Source organism: Methylosinus sp. LW4, assembly GCF_000379125.1.
In the GTDB taxonomy this organism is placed as follows: domain Bacteria; phylum Pseudomonadota; class Alphaproteobacteria; order Rhizobiales; family Beijerinckiaceae; genus Methylosinus.
Genome location: NZ_KB900626.1, coordinates 628,715 through 649,332 on the forward strand (window position 1 = coordinate 628,715; position 20,618 = coordinate 649,332).

Annotated in this window: 17 protein-coding genes and 2 pseudogenes; 5 read left to right on the forward strand and 14 right to left on the reverse strand. The window is 59.1% G+C overall.

The features are described 5' to 3' along the window. The 3 genes from METLW4_RS0103260 to METLW4_RS26935 form a co-directional block, all read right to left on the reverse strand. Positions 1-228, reverse strand: a 228-nt coding sequence (locus tag METLW4_RS0103260) for an ATP-binding protein (protein ID WP_018264771.1), incomplete at its 3' end; no start/stop codon positions are given. Then, positions 218-1,747, reverse strand: coding sequence for an IS21 family transposase (gene istA, locus METLW4_RS0103265; RefSeq protein ID WP_157234838.1), 1,530 nt, complete (start codon positions 1,745-1,747; stop codon positions 218-220). The genes METLW4_RS0103260 and istA, both read right to left, overlap by 11 nt. Positions 1,748-1,889: 142 nt before the next feature. Continuing rightward, positions 1,890-3,407 carry an O-antigen ligase family protein gene (locus METLW4_RS26935; RefSeq protein ID WP_157234840.1) on the reverse strand — a complete coding sequence of 506 codons (1,518 nt, stop codon included), beginning with the start codon at positions 3,405-3,407 and terminating at the stop codon, positions 1,890-1,892. A gap of 1,223 nt (positions 3,408-4,630) precedes the next feature. Here METLW4_RS26935 and METLW4_RS28230 point away from each other — a divergent pair. The 3 genes from METLW4_RS28230 to METLW4_RS27575 all read left to right on the forward strand — a co-directional run bounded on the left by METLW4_RS28230 (position 4,631) and on the right by METLW4_RS27575 (position 8,036). Continuing rightward, the gene (locus tag METLW4_RS28230; protein WP_198290168.1) at positions 4,631-4,771 is read left to right on the forward strand and encodes a hypothetical protein; all 141 of its coding nucleotides are present in this window, start codon (positions 4,631-4,633) and stop codon (positions 4,769-4,771) included. 156 nt (positions 4,772-4,927) lie between these two features. Continuing rightward, positions 4,928-7,201, forward strand: coding sequence for an AAA family ATPase (locus METLW4_RS23800; RefSeq protein WP_083919204.1), 2,274 nt, complete (start codon positions 4,928-4,930; stop codon positions 7,199-7,201). Beyond that, positions 7,170-8,036: a hypothetical protein gene (locus METLW4_RS27575; protein ID WP_157234842.1), complete on the forward strand. Its 867-nt coding sequence runs from the start codon at positions 7,170-7,172 to the stop codon at positions 8,034-8,036. Before METLW4_RS23800 ends, METLW4_RS27575 begins: the two co-directional genes overlap by 32 nt. A gap of 99 nt (positions 8,037-8,135) precedes the next feature. Here the strand turns inward: METLW4_RS27575 and METLW4_RS0103285 are convergent, their stop codons facing one another. From METLW4_RS0103285 to tnpC, 3 genes and pseudogenes are all read right to left on the reverse strand, one after another. Then, positions 8,136-8,369 (reverse strand): hypothetical protein, encoded by a 234-nt coding sequence (locus METLW4_RS0103285; RefSeq protein ID WP_026191211.1) that lies wholly within the window; start codon positions 8,367-8,369, stop codon positions 8,136-8,138. Positions 8,370-8,497: 128 nt separating this feature from the next. Beyond that, on the reverse strand, positions 8,498-8,758 hold the full coding sequence (locus METLW4_RS0103290) for a hypothetical protein (protein ID WP_018264776.1): 261 nt from the start codon (positions 8,756-8,758) through the stop codon (positions 8,498-8,500). Continuing rightward, positions 8,734-10,344, reverse strand: a pseudogene (gene tnpC / locus METLW4_RS23805) (IS66 family transposase). The gene METLW4_RS0103290 and the pseudogene tnpC overlap by 25 nt, the downstream one beginning before the upstream one ends. A gap of 556 nt (positions 10,345-10,900) precedes the next feature. Between tnpC and METLW4_RS0103300 the strand changes: the two are divergent. After that, positions 10,901-12,100 carry an IS256 family transposase gene (locus METLW4_RS0103300; protein ID WP_018264779.1) on the forward strand — a complete coding sequence of 400 codons (1,200 nt, stop codon included), beginning with the start codon at positions 10,901-10,903 and terminating at the stop codon, positions 12,098-12,100. Between the two features lie 206 nt (positions 12,101-12,306). After that, positions 12,307-14,391, forward strand: coding sequence for a recombinase family protein (locus tag METLW4_RS23810; protein WP_018264781.1), 2,085 nt, complete (start codon positions 12,307-12,309; stop codon positions 14,389-14,391). Here METLW4_RS23810 and tnpB read toward each other — a convergent pair. The 8 genes and pseudogenes from tnpB to METLW4_RS23820 all read right to left on the reverse strand — a co-directional run. Then, the gene (gene tnpB, locus METLW4_RS0103315) at positions 14,379-14,684 is read right to left on the reverse strand and encodes an IS66 family insertion sequence element accessory protein TnpB (RefSeq protein WP_018264782.1); all 306 of its coding nucleotides are present in this window, start codon (positions 14,682-14,684) and stop codon (positions 14,379-14,381) included. The genes METLW4_RS23810 and tnpB overlap by 13 nt on opposite strands. Then, positions 14,681-14,986 carry a transposase gene (locus METLW4_RS0103320; protein ID WP_305809517.1) on the reverse strand — a complete coding sequence of 102 codons (306 nt, stop codon included), beginning with the start codon at positions 14,984-14,986 and terminating at the stop codon, positions 14,681-14,683. Before METLW4_RS0103320 ends, tnpB begins: the two co-directional genes overlap by 4 nt. Positions 14,987-15,195: 209 nt before the next feature. After that, a complete protein-coding gene (rfbA, locus tag METLW4_RS0103325) occupies positions 15,196-16,059 on the reverse strand; it encodes a glucose-1-phosphate thymidylyltransferase RfbA (protein WP_018264784.1) in 864 nt (287 codons plus the stop codon). A gap of 1 nt (position 16,060) precedes the next feature. After that, the gene (rfbD, locus tag METLW4_RS0103330) at positions 16,061-16,957 is read right to left on the reverse strand and encodes a dTDP-4-dehydrorhamnose reductase (RefSeq protein WP_018264785.1); all 897 of its coding nucleotides are present in this window, start codon (positions 16,955-16,957) and stop codon (positions 16,061-16,063) included. A gap of 7 nt (positions 16,958-16,964) precedes the next feature. After that, positions 16,965-17,522 carry a dTDP-4-dehydrorhamnose 3,5-epimerase gene (gene rfbC, locus METLW4_RS0103335; protein ID WP_018264786.1) on the reverse strand — a complete coding sequence of 186 codons (558 nt, stop codon included), beginning with the start codon at positions 17,520-17,522 and terminating at the stop codon, positions 16,965-16,967. A 26-nt stretch (positions 17,523-17,548) separates the two neighbouring features. After that, positions 17,549-18,601, reverse strand: a complete 1,053-nt coding sequence (gene rfbB / locus METLW4_RS0103340) for a dTDP-glucose 4,6-dehydratase (RefSeq protein WP_026191212.1) — start codon at positions 18,599-18,601, stop codon at positions 17,549-17,551. A 193-nt stretch (positions 18,602-18,794) separates the two neighbouring features. Continuing rightward, positions 18,795-19,979, reverse strand: a complete 1,185-nt coding sequence (locus tag METLW4_RS26945) for a polysaccharide biosynthesis/export family protein (RefSeq protein WP_198290169.1) — start codon at positions 19,977-19,979, stop codon at positions 18,795-18,797. A 184-nt stretch (positions 19,980-20,163) separates the two neighbouring features. Next, positions 20,164-20,538: pseudogene (locus METLW4_RS23820) on the reverse strand (IS5 family transposase); the annotation flags it as partial. Positions 20,539-20,618 lie beyond the last annotated feature (80 nt).

Below are 20,618 nucleotides of genomic sequence, written 5' to 3' on the forward strand. Positions count from 1 at the left end.
GGCGAGATCGCGATAGTTCGGGAACCGCGCGGATTTGAGCTGGTAGGCGATCGATCTCACCTCCCGGTCGGCGGTTTCCGCCTTCAAGAGTTGCGACAGGATCGGCAGCGCCGCCTCGAAGGCCGGGGAGCCTTGCTCGGTCAGCTCGCTGACGGCTTGCGCCATGCCGTGCATTTTGAGACTGCGCAGCATGATGACGATGGCGCCGGCGGCAGGATTATGACGCATGGCGCGCCTCCCGACCTTTGCGCAGCGCGTCGTAACGCTCGACATTGGCCTGCGGCTCGGTGGTGAGCGTCAGCGCATTGGGCGGCTTCACGGGCGGCGCGTCGACCGGCTTGCCGTCCACCAGGCGATGCAACAGGTTCAAGATGTGCGTCTTGGTCGGCGCGCCGGCCGCCAACGCCAGTTCGACGGCGGTCAGCACGGCCTGCTCGTCGTGCTGTAGGACCAGAGCCAAAATCTCGACCATCTCACGGTCGCCGCCCGGCTTCTCGAGCATGCGCTGTTGCAGCGTCCGTAAGGCGACCGGCAGTTCGGCGAAGGGCGCGCCGTTGCGCAGCGCGCCCGGCTTGCGCTGGATGACGGAGAGATAATGCCGCCAGTCGTAGACCGTCACGCTCTTGTCGTTATGCGAACGGGCGAAGACGCGGGCGTGCTCGCACACGATCTGCCCCTCGGCGGCGACGACGACGCGCTCGGGGTAGACCCGCACGCTGACGGGGCGATTGGCGAACGAGGCCGGCACGCTGTAGCGATTGCGCTCCAGATGGATCAGGCACGTCGGCGTGACCCGCTTGGTGTGTTCGACGAAGCCGTCGAATGGCCGCGGAGGCTGCATCAGCTGCGGAACCTCCTCGCGCCAAGCGTCCGCGATCGTCCCCGGCTGCGCGCTGTGCGGAATCTCGGCCCACAGCTCGCGGCATCGCGCCTCCAGCCAGTCGTTGAGCGCCGCCAGCGACGGAAAGCTCGGGATCGGCTGCCAGAGGCGGTGACGAGCGTCCTGAACGTTCTTCTCGATTTGCCCCTTTTCCCAGCCGGAGGCCGGATTGCAGAATGCGGCCTCGAACAGGAAATGGCTGACCATGGCGGCGAAGCGGGCGTTGACCTGGCGCTCTTTGCCGCGCCCGACCTTGTCGATCGCCGTGCTCATATTGTCGTAAATGCCTCGCCGGGGCACGCCGCCCAGCACGCGGAAGGCGTGATTGTGAGCGTCGAACAGCATCTCATGCGTCTGTTGCGGGTAGGCGCGGAGGAAGAACGCGCGGCTGTAGGAGAGCTTGAACTGGGCGACCTGCAACTTCGTCCGCTCGCCCGCGATGATCGCCCAATCCTCCGACCAGTCGAACTGGAACGCCTCGCCGGGTAGAAACGTCAGCGGCACGAACGCGCCGCGCCCGCAGGTCTGCTGCTCCCGATGCCGCGCCGCCCTCCACTCCCGCGCGAAGGCCGCCACGCGATTGTAGGAGCCGTCGTAGCCGAGGGCGACCAGATCCGCGTGCAACTGTTTGACCGTCCGCTTCTGCTTGCGCGACTTTGCGGCCTCGTGACGCAGCATGTGCGCCAGCTTGTCGGCGAACGGGTCGAGCCGGCTCGGTCGATCGGGCGTGGCGAACCGCGGCTCGACGCTGTCCGAGCGCAGGTATTTGCGCACGGTATTGCGCGACAGCCCCGTGCGTCGCGCGATCTCTCGGATCGAGAACTCCTGCCGATATCGCCAGCGTCGGATGACGCTCAATAACTCCATGTCGATCACTCCCAGGTCCCCCGCGACGGTCGAGGGGGAAAGGTTCGAACATGGGTCAGTTCTCGGTGGAAAAACCCGTGCTGCCTGGGTCAGCTCTCAGTGGAAATCAACAGCCAGCTTCAACTCGGAATGGTGGCCGACTTCAAATCGGAATCCCCGGCCGGATTGCGTCGGAATTCTCACGTAACCTAGCCGTGGCGTTGAGTTCGAGCGATTCCCCTGTGAGCGTGCTCTGTTTTTTCTCGACGGTGTTCCCAGAAAGCCCGAGGCCACTTCCGATAAGAACTGCGGCAGGTAGTAGAAAGCCAGGTATTTGAAGTGAAAAATCGGTAAGCGAGTGAACAAACGATAAGACCGCGATACTTGCTAAAATTAACGAGGTCGCACCGGGTTGCCCCTCCTGCGCGAGCGCTGCCTTATAAAGGCAATAGAGGATCCAAACCGCACCTGCTACAATAGTGATCGCTGCCGGCAGGCCCATTTCAACCGCAATTTCGACGATCGTGTTATGCGCCATGTCCCAGACGCCGCGAGCAAAAGCAGCGGTATCGCGCACCATCGGGAAAACGTCTCGAAAAGTTCCCAATCCTGTTCCTAGCCAAGGATGTTTCGTCACGAGTTGCCAAGACGAATAGTAGGTCATCCAGCGCTCACGATCAAATAGCCCGTCGCTTTCGACCCTTATTCCGATTGAGCCGCCGACCCCAGTTACCATAATTATAATACCCGCTCCTATGCAAAGCATAAGTAGACGTATTTGTCGATATTTGACCAATGCGATGATAGTTGAGCTGAATATGCCGAAACCAAAAGCTAGTGCTCCGCCTCTTGAGTGGGTTTCGAGAAGCGCTGTGATGCAGATTGCTAGCGCCAACATTCGCAAAACTAGGGATCTAACGACGTCTTCGCGTTGATGAATAAGTAATAAAAGCTTTAGTGAGTAAAATCGAATATGGCTAAGTCTTTCTAAAACAGCAAAAAACCATAAAGTCGTAATGGTTCCAAAGTAGGTTGCGGCGGTATTTCTGTTTACAAATGGGCCAGTGACGTCGCCAAGATAGGCGGTTTTCGTATTAAATAGCAAACGTGAAGGCGCTATAAATTCGATGATGATCCCATAAAGTGCGATTAGCAGACCTGCGATCGCGATCGCGTCGATTAACCGCTTGAGACGCTCAAAACGCGCCCCAACCACGAAGCCATTACAAAAGGCTAGAACGGCCAATAGTGCTCGGCCAAATGCTTCGATAGGAAGAGAAGCGCGGACTGATATACGCCCCGGGAGCGTTCTCCCAAGTTTTTCTGCTACTTCTACCCATACTTCATTGGCTAAGAGGGGCGGGGAAGGTAAAACTTGAACGAGAGCGAGCCCAAGATATATAATCCACAGAAAGACGATGCAACCAATCATGTAACATTGACGTGCGTTAAGTGACTCCACTGGAGCAATGAGCAAAGTGGCGGCCATTAGCAATACCCAAAAAGCTACCCAAAATGGCGTAACGGAACCATACGGTATGGGGGCTAATATCGCTGCAATTACAGTCATTGATGTATGGATGGCGGCCTTTTTCTCACCGTATTTATATAACCAAGCGCAATGAAAAGGAAATTTAAGCCGCTTAAATTGAATGATCCAACTGGCTGGATTTCCATGCATTTTTCTAACGCTTATCCTTGGAGTCATCATTATGGACGCTGGCCTAACAGATCGCTGATCGTCGGTGAAGTACAAGACCGAATGATAGAATTTCGCTGATTCGCTACCGTCGCGGAGGCATTTGGGCATTATCCCTAACGCAGGCGTGGGTACCATCTTATTGAAAGCGTGAGCGCTGTCGTCTATCCCAGATCTTGAAGCCGTGGCCCAATTTTACGTGGACCGAACCAGCGGCTTCGTGCGGTAGAAATATCAGATCGTTGCGCCTAGATCAACGAACCAAGGGTAAGGGGAGATTCAGCGCGGGAATTGCCGTGATTCGCAGGCGGCCTCGCATCACTTGTAACTTGAACCGCGCCGGATTGGCTATGAAAGTCGATGCAGAGGTTGGGAGACGGGCGGAACTGATGGGGTGGATGCCCCCTTCGGCCGGCATCGTAGGGTGTCGGAGGGCCCCCGCAAGAGAGGGGCGGCGAAGGAGGTCATTATGGCGACGCGATTTTCTCGTCGAAGCCGGGAAGGGTGCCGTCGCGGGAGTGGTGGGAATTGGGTTGGCGTAGTCTAGCGTTTGCCCGCGCAAGAGCTGCTTGAGCTTCGAACGCGAAACTGTGTGATTGAATACGTCGATCCCCCTTCCAGGAGTCTCCGACATCATACGACGCCGGCCGAAGGGGGCATCCATTCCGTCAGTTCAGTGAGTCGGTCTCTCCGAGCATTGGTATTCGCTTTGCGAACGATTCGATCCATCTTCGTTGTAAGGCGCTTGAAATTCAACCGAAATGTATAGTAGCTTGTCTAAAGTTCGTGAACCCGAAAGAAGTTGAACATGCGCGCGTCCTTCAAGTGGCTTTTAACATCCTGCGTTGCGGCTTCGCTAGGCGCTTCTCCCGTCGTAGCCGGTTGTCTAGCGCCGTCTGCCAGCGCTGAGGATCTCAATTCCTTCAAGAGCGATCCTGGCACTCTGTTAAAGCGTTTTCCCCTCGGATCTGGATCGATGGCGAGTGCGATAAGAGTTCTCGCCGCATCGGACGCTGGGGTCCTGGGAGCGATTGCTGGTCTGGCAAAGGACGCGAATGATGCGCAGAAATCTGCGATAGCCGCCGGGATGGCCCAAGCCGCTTTAGCCTGTCGCACACAGGATCCGGCATTAGCGCTCCAAATCCAGGAAGCGGTAGCTGGTATCGACAATCCCTCCATCTTAAGCCAATTTGCAGCAATTACGGGTGACACAAAGACTGCTGCTACTGGCGGCGGCGGCGGCGGCGGCGGCGGCGGCGGCGGCGGCGGCGGCGGCGGCGGCGGTGGCGGTGGCGGTGGCGCTAGTGGCGAAGGAGGGCAAACCGGTGGATCGAACAACGGGGTGAGTGGGGCTGTCGGTGGTTCGACCGCGACTCGAGGGTCGTCTTCATTCTCAGTGTCCTCTTCGAGTATAAGTCAAACTGGAAGTACAACGCAGACATTGGGTATCGCTGCCTCATCAGTTAGTGCATCTCGGTGATAATAGGAGCATCGCGTCAAAAATGAATCACATGGGAGCGGCCACAAGGAAGGTTAATTCTGTCGATGTTGCGGGCGATATCGAAGTCGATAGCTTTTCCGTTCGGCGAATATTTTCAATTTGTTGGCGTAGGCGACGAATATTTATGGTCTCTACGGCGACCGCGCTAGTGGGGGCGGGTGTTTATTTTATTGTTGCTCCGGTGCGCTATACTGCGATGACTACGTTGATTCTCGACGCGAAGAAGCCGTCGCTCGGGGCTAACGATATTTTTGTCGAGCCACAAGTCGACGATACCGCTGTTGAGAGCCACGTTGAAACGATCAGGTCGGAAAGTGTTGCTATTCTTGTTATAAAGAAGCTTCACTTAGATGAAGATCCTGAATTTGTCGGCGTCTCCGCAGCTTTTAGAAAATCAATTGATAAGATTGCGAAGGATGAGGATTTTGTCTCCGAGGAGGAGATGCTGCGTAGTGCGATCGGAGCATTTTCGAAAGGCGTCACGGTAAATCGAATTCGACGAAGTTATGTAGTCGAAATTTCATTTGCTTCTGCCGATCCGGCAAAGGCCGCACGTATAGCGAACGCCACCGCTGAGGCTTATATCGAAGACCAATTGCAGTCAAAATTCGAAGTCACAAAGCGAGCAAGTTATTGGTTACAGCAACGAATAGTGGAATTGCGTGATCAGGCGACCGGAGCGTACAAAGCGATTCAAGATTTCAAGTCGCAAAACAATCTCATAGTCAGCAGCGATGGAAAATTATCGACAGATATAGAACTTGAGCAGCTTACCGGATCTTTAGCAAAGGCGCGGGCTGATACGACTCAAGCCCAATCTCGGCTTTCTGAGATCGAGATAATGCTCAAGCTTCAGGGTGACGGGGATGGCGTCGTTCCGGATGGATCCGTCACTGACGCACTCAGCAACCCTGTTATAACTAAGCTGCGTCAGGATTATCTAGATCGAAAAAAGATGGAAGCTGATTGGGCGGCGCGTTACGGTCCAAATCATCAGGCAGTCATCAACCTTCGCACTGAGGCGATCGGGCTCAAGCGAGCAATTCGAGAAGAGATGCTGCGTATTGCGGAGACCTATAAAAGTGATCTGAAGGTTGCTCAAGCTAAAGAGGATTCAATTGAGAAGAGACTGACAGAGGTTTTTCAAAGTTATAGCGCCACGCGACAGTCGCAAGTCAAGTTGCGAGAGCTAGAAACGGCTTCGAACACGTTTCGGTTGATATATGAGAATTTTCTTAACCGTTACACTCAAGCAGTTCAGCAGCAGTCGTTTCCTTCTACCGAAGCGAGAGTGATTACTTATGCTTCCCTAGGTAAGAGAACGTCGCCAAAGATTCTGGTAGCGTTGGCAGCCGCTCTTGCCGCGGGCTGTGGTCTGGGAGGCGCGGCGGTCTTCCTGCGCGAACAGATGGACCGTGTCATTTATAGTCGAGAGCAACTTATACGTGATCTTGGCATTGACGTGATCAGCGCACTTCCGGCGATCGGAAAGGAGGCGGAAGCCAAGCGGTTCCGGCTACTGATTTTGGAGTTGTGGTCAAAATTACAGGGACGCCGGAATGTGGAGGATGTAGAAGAGGTTTCTCGACCGAGGCTGGTTTACGAAATAGAAAATTTGTTGTCTGTCGAGGCGGAGGCCGTGCGGGCCATCAAAGTTGCGATCGATATTCGAAACATCTCGCATTCTACCCGCGTCATTGCGATCGTATCTGCTCTAAAGGGGGAGGGAAAGTCCAGTGTTGCATTTAGTCTCTCAACCATGATTGCGCATGCCGGACGAAAGTCGTTGCTTATTGATTGCGATCTCCGGCGTCCCTCATTAAGCTTAGAATTTGCGCCACAGAAAGACACTTCACTTCTCGAAATCCTCTACGGGGAAGCCGAATTGGCGAATCTTGTTCAATATGACGAGGCTTTTGGCTTTTACTTTCTAAATAGCCCCACAAAAATAAAGCCGGTGCATACCTCGGATATCCTAAATTCCGAGCCTATGAGCAAGCTTTTGTTGGCTGCGCGGCAGGACTACGATTATGTAATAGTTGATCTACCTCCGATTTTGCCGGTGGTCGACACGCGCGCCTGCGCACATTTGTTTGATGCTTTCGTTATCATTTCCGAGTGGGGAAGGACAAACATTGATGATCTTGAACGAGCGTTCGAGCAGGCTCCCGCGATCCGTGAGCGCCTGCTCGGCGTCGTGATGAATAAAGTGGACGTTGAAACCATGCGCCGGATCGAGGGCTATGGATATACAAAATCGGACTACTATTCGTAGCTGTTGTCAATGTAATAACGTCCGATTTTCTGGGGCGGGGCGCTTAGTTCTGGTCGCGATGTTTTTGTTCCTCTCGATTTCCGGGGGGATGTTTGCCGGCGTTTCGCTCCCCTCGGCGAAATCTCGGCAGACGTCGGAACGGATATATCGTCAGATATCCACCGGAGAATTGTTTCCTATTTCAATTTTTACTGGGAGAGAACAACGTGCGGAGTATCGTATTAACATGGTAGGCGCGTGCGACGCCGAATCAATGCTTGGAAGGGCATTGATTGAGTTGAAGCTCGTGGAGGTATCTCTTTCGAATGGTCAAGGTACACTTGCGGAAAAGTATTTACAAAGAGCTTCGCTAAGTGCGCGTAAGCAGGTCTCATGTTCGCCAACGAACGGATTTGCTTGGTTTGTTGCTTTCTGGAGTGCGTTCCTTGCTGGAGATCTTACCGAGGGCACTTGGGAGTTTATTGATGCTTCTTATAAATTCGCGCCTCATGAAGCCTGGGTGGCGCTAATTAGGCTTCCGCTATTGGTTCGGCTATGGGAGGTGGTTCCGGCTGGCCGACGTCATTTTATCCTGGACGATTTTGAAATGTTGCTGAACGAAGGTTATGTCACACAATGCGCTCGATTGTACGCCTTTGGATCGACCGAATTGCAGCAGGGTTTCGCTGGCCGATTATCGAGAGTCGCGGAAGTGAAGAAGCATCAGTTTAATTATTCGCTAAGAGTTTACGAAACGGATCCGATCGCTACGGAACAGGGCGAGCGCGATGCAACGAGACTGCGTAACAGCATAAGGGATCTATCGGAGGCGATGACGCGTATCGATGGGCATTGAAGATGCAACATCCCACTAGCACTACTTTGGCAGATTCGGCCTGAAGCGTTTCGCGAGGTAAGCATCCGGCGTGGACCGCAGGCGGAATAGGCTGAAGCGTCAGGCGCCGGCGCGCGACTTCAGGTCTTTGTGGATTTCGATGAGCTCGACGAGAGTTTCGATGCCGAAGTCGGTGAATGCGAGAACGCCATCGTCTTTGACGCCGTAGACCCAGATGACGCCGTCCTCGGTGTCCATTTCGAGAGCGACGTCGTGGATGAAGTCGACGCTCTCGCCGAGGCGTTCCGCGACGCGCTCGACGGTCGTGACGTGATCGACCTTGTTGGCGTGCATGCTCAGGCCGCCAGCGCCGACGCGCACGGAGCCGACGCTCGCCAGTTCCACGGCAGCAGTTCATCGTAAGCGACGTTCCCGTCCCAGTAAGCATCCGGCGTGGACCGCAGGCGGAATAGGCTGAAGCGTCAGGCGCCGGCGCGCAACTTCAGGTCTTTGTGGATTTCGATGAGCTCGACGAGAGTTTCGATGCCGAAGTCGGTGAATGNGAGAACGCCGTCGTCTCCGATGCCGTAGACCCAGATGACGCCGTCCTCGGTGTCCATTTCGAGAGCGNCGTCGTGGACGAAGTCGACGCTCTCGCCGAGGCGTTCCGCGACGCGCTCGACGGTCGTGACGTGATCGACCTTGTTGACGTGCATGCTCAGGCCGTCAGCGCCGACGCGCACGGAGCCGACACTCGCCAGTTCCACGGCAGCAGTTCATCGAGCCTATGCGCTGGGTGTCCGGCGATGCGCGCGAGAACGTCGGCGAGCCAGGCCTGCGGATCGACGCCGNTCATCTTGGCGGTGATGATGAGGCTGTACATCGCGGCGGCCCGCTGGCCGCCGCGGTCGGAACCGCAGAACAACCAGCTTTTCCGGCCAAGGGCGATGCCTCTCAGGCCGCGCTCGGCGGCATTGTTCGACAAGCAGACTCGTCCGTCGGTGAGGAACAACGTGAAGGCTGGCCACCGCTTCAGCATGTACTGGATCGCCTTGGCGAGATCGTGCCCGCGCGAGAGTTTGGCGAGTTGCTCGCGCAGATGAATTTCCAGCGCGTCGACGAGCGGGCGGCTCGACGCCTGTCGAACAACGAGACGTTCTTCCGCGCTCTTGCCGAGGATAGACCGCTCGATCGCAAACAGCGCGTCGATCCGCGCTACGATTTCGATGGCGATCGGCGAGAGCGGAATCTCTTTCTTCCCCGCCGCCTTGCGCCGCGCATTCTCGNCGATGTCCGCCATTGCGAAGAACGGGCGCCGCGCATGGACCCAGCACGCGGCCTCGCGGATCGGGCCGGGCTCGCGCCCCGGCAGATACAGCTTGCCGTAGCCGTCATAGGCGTCCGCTTGCAGGATGCCGGACCAGTTCGCCAGATGGCTCTGCGGATGTTCGCCGCGCCGATCGCGCGAGTAATAGAACATCGCCGCCGGCGGCCCGGCGGCGCCGAAGGGCGCGTCGTCGCGCACATAGACTCAGCAGCGGCCTGTGTCGGTCTTGCCCTTGGCCAGCACGGGAACCGTGGTGTCGTCCCCGTGCAGCCGCTCGGCTGCGAGGACATGCGCCTCGACGAGACGCCGCAGCGGATCGAGTGCGGCGCAGATGGAGCCGACGGCGTCGGCCATGGTCGACAAGGCGATCGGCGCGCCTTCCAGCGCATAGCGCTCGGCCTGACGGTTCAGCGGTTGATGCTGGCCGAACTTCTCGAAGGCGATCATCGCCAGTAGGCTCGGCCCCGCCCAGCCGCGCGCGACGACATGGAACGGCGCCGGCGCCTGGGTGATCTTCTCGCAGTCCCGGCAGGTGAACTTCTCCCGCACGGTCTCGATGACCTTCCACTGGCGTGGCGTCGTCTCCAGCGTCCGCGTCACATCCTCGCCGAGCTTGCGCAGGCGCGAACCGCCGCAGCAGGCGCAGGCCTTCGGCGCCTCGATCACCACGCGCTCGCGCGGCAGATGGTCGGGAAAGGTGTTGCGCTCCGGCCGCCTGCGCTCGAAGCCGGCGACCGTGGTCGTCCTGGCGACGGCGTGCTCCGCGGCGAGCTCGTCTTCCGCCGCGTTCGCTTCCAGCTCTTCGAGCTCTAGCGACAACTGATCGAGCAGCCGAGCCGAGCGCTCCGACTTCTGCCCATAGATCTGCCGCTGCAATTTGGCGATCTGGAGCTTTTGCGCGGCGATCAGCGCCATGTCTTCCGACGCCTTGGCGAGCGCGACGGCGAGTTGCGCCTTCAGCACGGCGTTTTCGTCGAGAAGGGCTCTGGCGGCGGCGTCCATGAGGCGAAGTGAATCACAAAACGCGCGATTTGTGGCGCCCCAAAATGCAGCCGACCCCAGCTTTTTCGGCCTCACCCGGCGCTTTGCGGCCTCCAGGTGAGTTGCGGATTCCGCCAATCGATCCCCTCGAACGAAGGGGTTCAGGAATATCACCTCTGAGCAGTCTGATGAATCATTGGTCGAGGTCGTGCAGGTTCACGATCCGCGCCATCCACTCTATGGACGATCCTTCCGCGTCGTCGGGCGCGGCAGATGTCCTGGCAGTGTTGTGTCGCCATCGTATGAAGTCGAATATCGAAACGGCAGCAGTCTACTGATCCCTATAGCTGTAACTGAGCCCTATGAAAGCGAGACGAATCAGACTAAGCTGAGCATAGAGGCGCTTCGCGAGCTTATTTCGGTCGTGCCCCCACCGGTGGTGTAGCAGTTCGGGAGCAAGCCGCTCGCGAAGCGCGCTTTTCGTAGCGCTGTAGCGAGCGAGCGGCTTGCGGCGGCCACCGGCGATTCTCCGGTTAGGGTCGGTTTGCGAATCTCAACGCAACCGAGGAACCCACCGATGACCGACGAGATGATGAGCCTGCGGGCGCTTCTGGGAAAGTCCCCCGACGCCGATTTCCTTCGCGAGATGATCGGCTTCGCCGCCGAGCGGCTGATGGAGCTGGAGGTCGGCGCGAAGACCGGCGCCACGCTCGGCGAGCGCTCGCCCGATCGCGTGGCCCAGCGCAACGGCTATCGGGATCGCGACTGGGAGACGCGCGCTGGAACGGTGGAGCTGCGCATTCCCAAGCTCCGCAAGGGAACCTATTTCCCCTGCTTCCTCGAGCCGCGCCGCGTGGCCGAGAAGGCGTTGACGGCGGTGATCCAGGAGGCCTATGTGCAGGGCGTCTCGACCCGCTCCGTCGACGATCTCGTCAAAGCCATGGGCGGCTCCGGCGTCTCCAAGAGCCAGGTCAGCCGGCTCTGCGAGGAGATCGACGAAAAGGTCAAAGCCTTTCTCGATCGCCCGATCGAAGGCGATTGGCCCTATGTCTGGATCGACGCGACTTACGTCAAAGTCCGCCAGAACGGCCGCATCGTCTCGGTGGCCGTGATCGTCGCTATCGGCGTCAACAACGACGGACGGCGCGAGGTGCTCGGCATGGACATCGGCCCTTCGGAAGCCGAAACCTTCTGGACCGATTTTCTGCGCAAGCTCCGGCGGCGCGGCCTGCGCGGCGTCAAGCTCGTCGTCTCCGACGCCCACGAGGGAATAAAAGCCGCGGTCGCCAAGGTGATGCACGCCGGCTGGCAGCGTTGCCGGGTGCACTTCATGCGCAACGCGCTCGCCCATGCCGGCAAGAGCGGCCGCCGGGTCGTTTCCGCCTTCATCGCCACCGCCTTCGCCCAGGACGACGCCGACGCCGCCAAAATGCAGTGGCGCAAGGTCGCCGATCAGCTCCGCCCCACCTTGCCAAAGCTCGCCGTTCTCATGGACGAGGCGGAACAGGACGTGCTCGCCTACATGACCTTTCCCAAGGACCATTGGCAGAAGATCTATTCGACGAATGGTCTCGAGCGGGTGAATGGCGAGATCAAACGCCGCACCGAGGTCGTCGGCATCTTTCCCAATGAGGACGCCATCACCCGCCTCGTCGGCGCGATCCTGCTCGAGACGAACGATGAATGGGCCGTGCAGCGCGGTCGCTACATGACGCTGGAAACCATCGCGTCTTTGAGCGATGATCCGATCGTCAGACTGTCCGCCGTGACCGCCTGACCATTCCGGCCATAGCCGAAAATACCGGTGTCCGCCTCGATCCAGCTACACCACGCTCTGGGGCACGACCCTTATTCCCTTATTTCAGTCGCCGAATGTCTCGAAGGCCATGAACATGGATCCGAAGGATCTTTGGGCGACGTTGCCATATGCTCTGCGCCGCCAAGTCGTCGTCGACATCGCGGCAGTTCTGGCGGAGCTCTCCCATGATGTCCGAACTGGTCAAGCCGACCCACTTGGCGCGCAAGGCCGTCGTCTATATCCGTCAGTCGACGCCTCATCAGGTCGTGAGCAATCAAGAAAGCCTGAGGCTGCAATACGCCCTCCGCCAGCGCGCTCGCGAGCTCGGATGGCATGAAGCCGATATCGACGTGATCGACGCCGACCTCGGCCTCAGCGGAGCGTCCGCCGCCAAACGCAGCGGGTTCAAGGAACTCGTGGGTCGAGTCGGGCTCAGCGAGGTTGGGCTGATCCTGTCGATCGACGTGACCCGTCTCGCGCGCAATTGTTCGGACTGGTATCCGCTCCTGGATATCTGCGGCCTGCGCGGCTGCCTCATCGCCGATCGGGACGGCGTCTATGATCCTGGTAGCGCCAATGGTCGTCTTTTGCTCGGCCTGAAAGGGACCATATCGGAACTCGAGCTTCATACCATTCGCAGTCGGCTCACTGCCGGCCTGCTCGCAAAGGCCGAGCGTGGCGAGCTCGCGCTCAATCTGCCGGTCGGTCTGATGCGCGATCCGACGGGCGTCGTCGTCAAGGATCCCGATATATCGGTTCAAGAGCGGCTCGGGTTGGTGTTCGAGTTGTTTCAGAAGCTGGGCGCCGCCGCCAAGGTCATGCGCATGCTCAACGAGCGAGGTCTCGATCTGCCGCGTCGCGATAGGCGCGGCAATTTCTGCTGGGCGCGGGCGACGATATCGTCCGTGGCGTCGATTTTGAAGAATCCCGCCTATGCGGGCGCCTTTGTCTATGGACGGACGCGGATGCGAGCAGGCCGTGAAGGCGCACCGAAGATGAAGGCGCCGCAGCCTGTGGATGAATGGCGTATCGTCGTGAAGGACCGATATCCCGCCTACATCGATTGGCCAACCTATGAAAAAATAAACGCCGCCCTGAAGGACAACCGAGCCGAATACATGCGCATCAAAACCAGAGGCGCGCCTCGCGACGGCGATCTCCTGCTGCATGGGATCGCCTGGTGCGCGCGCTGCGGATACAAGATGTACGTCCTCTACAAGAGCGGCGGCGAATATGTCTGCAATCATCTCCGCTCCAACGAAGGCATGTCGGCCTGTCAACATGTTCGAGCGACGCCGATCGACGCCGCCGTGGCCGACGCATTCCTGACCGCGCTGGCGCCGGCGGAGCTCGACGCTTTGTCGAAGGCGCGTCGCGCGCAATCACAGGTCGACGCGGCGCTGCGGACGAGCGCCGAGCGCCAGCTCGAACGTAAACGCTACGAGGCCACACTGGCCGAGCGGCAGTTCAATCGGGTGGACCCGGACAATCGTCTCGTCGCCGCGGAGCTCGAACGCCGCTGGGAAGCGGCGCTGAACGAAGTCCGGGTGGCGGAGGAGGCGCTCGCCCGGCAAGCATCGCCTCAGAGTGGCGCACAGCTCGGGATCGGCAAATCACTGGAAGGCAAAGTCATCAACCTCGCGGGACGTCTGCCGCAAATCTGGGACGACCCGGCCACTTCCGACGCCCGCCGAAAGGCGCTGTTGCGATGCCTCATCGACAAGGTCATCCTCGACCGCGGCGACCACGATGTCGCGGTCGTCCGCATAGTCTGGCGCGGCGGGGCGGTAACTCGCCTGGAAGTCAAAATGAGGGTCACCTCACTCTCCAAGCTCGCGCGCGGCGAAGAAATGCGTCAGCGCGCTCTCGCCTTGGCGCGTGAGGGCCTCGACGATGACGCGATCGCCGCCGTTCTCACGAGTGAAGGGCATCGCTCGCCGACCTGCGAGGACAAGGTCCTCCCCGTGACCGTGCAGAAGATCCGGCTCGCCGAGAAAGTCGAGCTGCGGCGCCCACGCACGCGATGGACCCATGGCAGGGAAGCTCTGTCCGCGCCTGAACTGGCCGCCAAGCTGAGCATCCCCGTGAACTGGCTCTATGTGCAAATCCGAAAACAGCGGCTGACGGTCGATCGACAACCCAACGGCGCGTATATTTTCAGCGACACCGAGTACGTCCTGAAGGGAGTTCGAGATCTCCGAAACCACGCGATCGGCAGTCTCGATCTCAGAATCTGTCAGCTTGACCAGGAGGGGCATCAACATGGGTGATCGAATAGAGCTTCGAACTGCACCCGGCTCAATTGCAGGACGCCGTCGCTGACCTGCGGCCAAGAAAAACCGTTATCGCCAAGATGCTTGTAGATCAGCACTAGTCCGGTTCCGTTCCACAACAAAATCTTCAAGCGATCCTTTCGCTTCGAGCGGAACACGACGATGAGGCCGGAATGCGGATAGAGTCCGAGCTTGTTTTGTACCAGAGCGGCCAGCGCATCATGCCCGCAGCGAAAATCGACGGGGCGCATGGCGAGCACGATCCGCAACCCTTGCGACGGAATGATCACGCGCCGCGCTCCAGCGCCGTCATGATCTCGGCGATGCGCGTCGACGCGGTGTCCTGCTCCAATCGTAGCACGACCTTGCCGACGACGATCTCGATCTTCGCATCGCTCTCATTACGAACGGACGGCTGCTCGAGCTCGATCTCCACGAACTCCGCGGGACCGTCGGTCACGAGCGCGAGCCGCCCGGCGCGCGCCTGGCGGCGCCATTGCGTCAATTGCTGCGCGCATATCCGATATTTGCGGGCCACGTCGGCGACGCGTACTTCAGGCGCGAGACTCTCTCGCATGATACGGCCCTTCAGGTCCTTCGATCACAGCCGATTGCCCGAACGTGAACGACGACAATCCACACGCCCAACAAATCCTGTGCCAAAAGCCGTTTCGACCGTCGCATTCTCGTTCATCTTCGGATCCTTCCAGAGACATGGCTGTCCCTCGGAAGAATCTCACATCGAAAAATCCGCCAGAACCCGAAAAATCAATGGGGTCGCAACGGCGCTTGCGATGGATTTTAGTCCAATAATTGGCTCAGATAGGCACCATATTGGCTCTTGGCGAATTTCTGCGCGGCGGCGCGCAGCGCCTTGGCGTCGATCCAGCCCTGGTGGAAGGCGATCTCCTCGAGGCAGGCGATGCGCTGACCCTGTCGCAGCTCTATGGCGCGGACATATTCGGCCGCCTCCAGCAGCGAGGCCGGCGTGCCCGTGTCGAGCCAGGCGAAGCCGCGACCCAATCGCTCGACATTCAGCTCGCCGCGCTGGAGATAGACATTGTTGAGATCGGTGATCTCCAATTCGCCGCGCGGCGACGGCTTCAGCTCCGCCGCGAAATGCGGGGCGCGATCGTCGTAGAAATAGAGGCCCGTGACCGCCCAATTGGATTTCGGCGCTTTCGGCTTTTCCTCGAGCGACAATGCGCGGCCCTGCGCGTCGAAATCGACGACGCCGTAACGCTCGGGATCGGCGACGTGATAAGCGAAGACGGTGGCGCCGCGGCGCGATGCTTTCGCCTTGGTCAGCGATTCCGTGAGGCCATGGCCGTAGAAGATATTGTCGCCGAGCACCAGAACGGAGCTTCTTCCTTCGACGAAGCTCGCGCCGATGATATAGGCCTGCGCCAGCCCATCTGGACGCGGCTGCGCGGCGTAGGAGAGCGAGAGACCCCATTGCGCGCCGGAGCCGAGCAGGCGCTTGAACGCCGCTTCGTCCTCGGGAGTCGTGATGACGAGAATTTCGCGCACGCCCGCGAGCATCAGCGCGCTCAGAGGATAATAGATCATCGGCTTGTCATAGACGGGCAGCAATTGCTTGGAGACGGCGAGCGTCGCGGGATGAAGGCGCGTTCCGCTGCCGCCGGCGAGAATAATTCCACGCATTCTAGGCTCCTCGGTCTGTGGGGCCGGCCAGCAGCCTGTCGACGCAGGTTGCGAGTGATCGGCGCCAGTCCGGCAGAGCGACGCCATAGATTTGCGAAAGCTTCGTATTGTCGAGGCGTGAATTGGCCGGGCGCCGCGCCGGCGTCGGATAATTGGCCGTCGTGATGCGGCGAAGGCGCACCGGCCTGCGGCCATGTTCCTCCGCGCGCGCGAAGATCGCCTCGGCGACATCCGCCCAGCAGGCCTCGCCCGCGCCCGTCATATGGAAGACGCCGCGCAGCTGAGGCGCGCGGTCGCCGAGGAGGCGCGCGGCGACGCGTAGCGTCGCATCGCCTATGTCGAGCGCGCTGGTCGGATTGCCGAGCTGATCGGCGACGACGCCGACCTCCTCGCGCGTCTCGCCGAGCCGCAACATGGTGCGCACGAAATTCGCGCCGAAAGGGCTGTAGACCCAGGCCGTGCGCAGGATCGCGGCGTTGGGGCAGAGCGCCGCGACGCGCTTTTCGCCCTCCACCTTGGAGCGGCCATAGGCGCCGATCGGCGCGGTGGGATCGCTTTCGCGATAGGGGCGCGCGGCGGAGCCGTCGAACACATAATCGGTCGAGAAATGGATGAGCGGAACGCCGAGCTCGGCCGCCGCCTCGGCGACATGGCCGGTGCCCTCGCCATTGATGCGCATGGCGAGCTGTTCTTCCTGCTCGGCCTTGTCGACGGCGGTATAGGCGGCGGCGTTGACGATCACATCGCAGCGGGCCTCGCACAGCGCCTCAAGCACGCTCTCGCGGTCGGTCAGATCGAGCAGCGGCCGGCCGAGCGTGACGATCTCGGCGTCCGCCGCCGCGCGCTCGCGCAGGCAGGTGACGATCTGGCCCTGTGTTCCCGTGACCGCGATACGCATCGGCGCTTCAATCGAATGCGTCGGCGAGATCGCGCAGGCGCGGCCAGCGGCGATCCTTGTCCGACAGAATGAGGCGATCCTGCGCGTCTGGCCAGCCTATGTCGAGATCGGGGTCGTCCCATGCTAGGCCGCGGTCATTGGGCGCCGAATAGAAATTCGTCACCTTATAGACGACCTCCGTGTCGGGCTCGAGCGTGCAGAAGCCATGCGCGAAGCCGATGGGGACGAGCAATTGCCGCCAATTCTCCGCGGAGAGCTCCACCGCGACATGGCGTCCGAATGTGGACGACGAGCGGCGAATATCGACCGCCACATCCAGGACGCGTCCGCGCGTCACGCGCACCAGCTTGTCCTGCGCGAAAGGCGCGGTCTGGAAATGCAGCCCGCGCAGCACGCCGGTCTCGCGCGAGAGCGAATGATTGTCCTGCACGAAGCGCAGCGGCGGCAGGCCGCGCTCCTCCCAGCGTCTTTGATTATAGGTCTCGGAGAAAAAGCCCCGCTCATCGCCGAAGCGATCCGGCGTGACGATCTTGACGCCATCGAGCGCCGTATCTTCGACTTTCATGCCATCCTCTTGCGGAACGAAACGCCTCAGGCGACGCAGCCGAGGCGCTCGCCGCGATATTTGCCGGAGCGTATGGCCTTCCACCACTCCTCATTGTCGAGATACCAGCGCACGGTTTTATGAAGCCCGCTCGCGAAGCTCTCCTTGGCGCGCCAGCCGAGCTCGCGCTCTATTTTCGAGCAATCGATCGCATAGCGCAGATCATGGCCCGGCCGATCCTGCACGAATGTGATCAACTCGCGATAGGAGCCGCGCACGCGGGGCCGCATATCGTCGAGACTGTCGCAGATCGCCAGCACCACCTCTATGTTGCGCATCTCCGAGCGGCCGCCGACATTATAGGTCTGGCCGACGGCGCCGGCGCGCATGACCGTGAGCAGCGCCTCGGCGTGATCCTCGACATAGAGCCAATCGCGCACATTCTCGCCGCGGCCATAGACGGGCAGGGGCTTTTCCTCGAGCGCGTTGAGAATGGTGAGCGGGATAAGTTTCTCCGGGAAGTGATAGGGACCATAATTATTGGAGCAATTGGTGACGATCGTCGGCAGGCCGTAGGTCTCGCGCCAGGCACGCGCGAGATGATCGGAGCCGGCTTTCGACGCGGAATAGGGCGAGTTGGGCGCATAGGGCGTGTCCTCGCGAAACAGGCCTTCGGACCCGAGCGCGCCGAACACCTCGTCGGTCGAGACATGCAGGAAGCGAAAGCCTGCGGCCGTCTCGGCGTCGAGACGGCGCCAATAATCGAGCGCCGCGACGAGCAGGGTGAAAGTGCCGACGACATTGGTCTCGATGAAGGCGGCGGGCCCGTCGATGGAGCGATCGACATGGCTCTCGGCGGCGAGATGCATCACCACATCCGGCCGAAACTCCGCGAAGGCGGCGGCGACAGCGTCGCGGGCGCATATGTCGGCGCGGCGGAAGGAATAGCGCGGATCGCCGGCGATGGGCGCGAGTGAATCGAGATTGCCGGCATAGGTGAGCTTGTCGAAAACGAGCAGTTCATGCGGCGTCGTCTCGATGATGCGGCGGGAGACCGCCGAGCCGATGAAGCCGGCGCCGCCGGTCACAAAGTAGCGCATGTTATTCCCTACTCTACAAATGTGGTATACCACACTCTTGCTCAGACTATGGGTCTTCAAGCGAATTCGCGGAATGAAGAAAGAGCACCTGGGAATCATGGGCCGTTCAAGAGACGATAGTAAATCTTAACATATCGATCAATGCACCTATTGATTGCGACGAAAGATACTGTTTGTCCTTGCGGCGAAAGACCTAAAATCCTCCTTTAGTCGCTTTACCTGCTGCGATGACATTAGATTGAGTTGCCGCGGCTGCGTTTACGACAGTCAGGAATTTCAGGAATTCGACGGATTTCGCGTTGCCAACGAATATCGCATCCTTCTCGCGCATCTGGAAGTTGCTGGCGAGCAATAGACCCGTTGAGTCGAGCATATCTATGCTGTAGACGGTTGGAATTTTATTGCCGTCATATCGACTGACATCGATACCAATCTTCTCAAGGAACGGCCTGTCCTCATGTCGATAAACAAATACAGCGGCTGGATTAGCCTGCGTGTCCAGCAATCCGCCGGCCCGACCGATTGCCTGCGACAGTGTGATATGTTCGTTCTCGAACGGGAACAACCCGTTGGATCCTGACGCACCTACGGCAGTGAATGTCGCCATTTCGCGCTGCAAATAGATTTGGTCTCGCGGACGAACATATATATTCTGCTTTGGATCTGCCAGAATCCGGCTCATCAGACCTCTAATTTTCTTTCCGTTCCGCTGCATGATTACCCAAGTCTCATTCGGCGGATATTTTGGCCCCCCCGCCCGCGCGATTAATTCAAGCAATTTTTCGCCGCTCTGGCTTAGTGTCAGAGATCCAGGGGAGTTGACTTCGCCTAGCACCGAAACAATCGTCGAGTGCTGTTCCTTCAACGCGACGACGACCTGTGGTTCGATAGCCCGGTTCTTAAGTCGATCCTGGATAATTGCTTCAACCTCGGGGATTGTCTTGCCTGCGGCGGGGACGAGACCGGCGAAGGGAATAGAAATATTGCCGTTTTCATCAACAGATTGCGTAGGGATATCGACAAAATTGCCAGGCCGAGCGCCAGCAGTCGTGGAGGGTGTAAAAAGACCACCGGGCGCTGCTTCGAAAATTGTAACCGAAATAATATCGCCGGCCCCAAGTCGAATGATCGGCTTCGGGCCTTTTTCGACAAAGGTATCGGACGGCACCGCCGTTCGAGCGACACCAAGCTCCACGAGATTGCTGGCATTGACTGGCACTAACTCGTACGCCAATGGAGCTTCGGGCTCCGGCGAAGAGACTCTGCCTAAGAGCTTGATATCATTGTCATCTGGCCCAGACCGGGGCAACAGGCTACATCCAGTGAGGAGGATCGCGCAGGCGACCATGAACCAGGAGCGCCACAAAAGCTTTTTCACTGATCAAATCCCATAACACCGGAAACCAAAGAACGCGCCACCTCAGTGGCGTCGATCACCGCGGATTCCACAAAATCCAACTAAGCGGTTATACCTAGGTAATTCAATTGCTCTCGGCTAGTCAAGCTGTCCATCCACAGACTTCGATTTTTGATTAAAATGTCTCAGAGTCGGTCCGTGAACTTCATGCCTGATTACAAAGCCTTCTGAGCATGAGGCGGATGGAAGCGAGGTGAAGAAACGCCAGCGCCTTGCGATTGAGGTTTTCGAAGTCCTTGGCCAGCCTTCGGCAGCGACCGAGCCAAGAAAAGGTTCTTTCGACGACCCATCGGCGAGGCAGCGCCTCGAAACCTTTGGCCGCATCCGAGCGCTTGACGATCTCGGTGTCGACAAACGGCAGGGCCTTCTTCTGTGCGTCACCGAACTGCGGGCCCTGATAGCCGCCGTCGGCAAACAGCTTTTGTAGAAATGGGAATTTTCCAAACATCGTGCGCAGGACGAGAACGCCGCCATCGCGATCCTGAATGTCGGCCGGATGAACGAGCGCGTGAAGCAGCAAGCGGGAGTGTCAGGAATTTCGTGTGTGGGCGGGCGGGTTGAACATCGTCAGACCATCGCTCTTGTGAAGCGCTCGCCGAA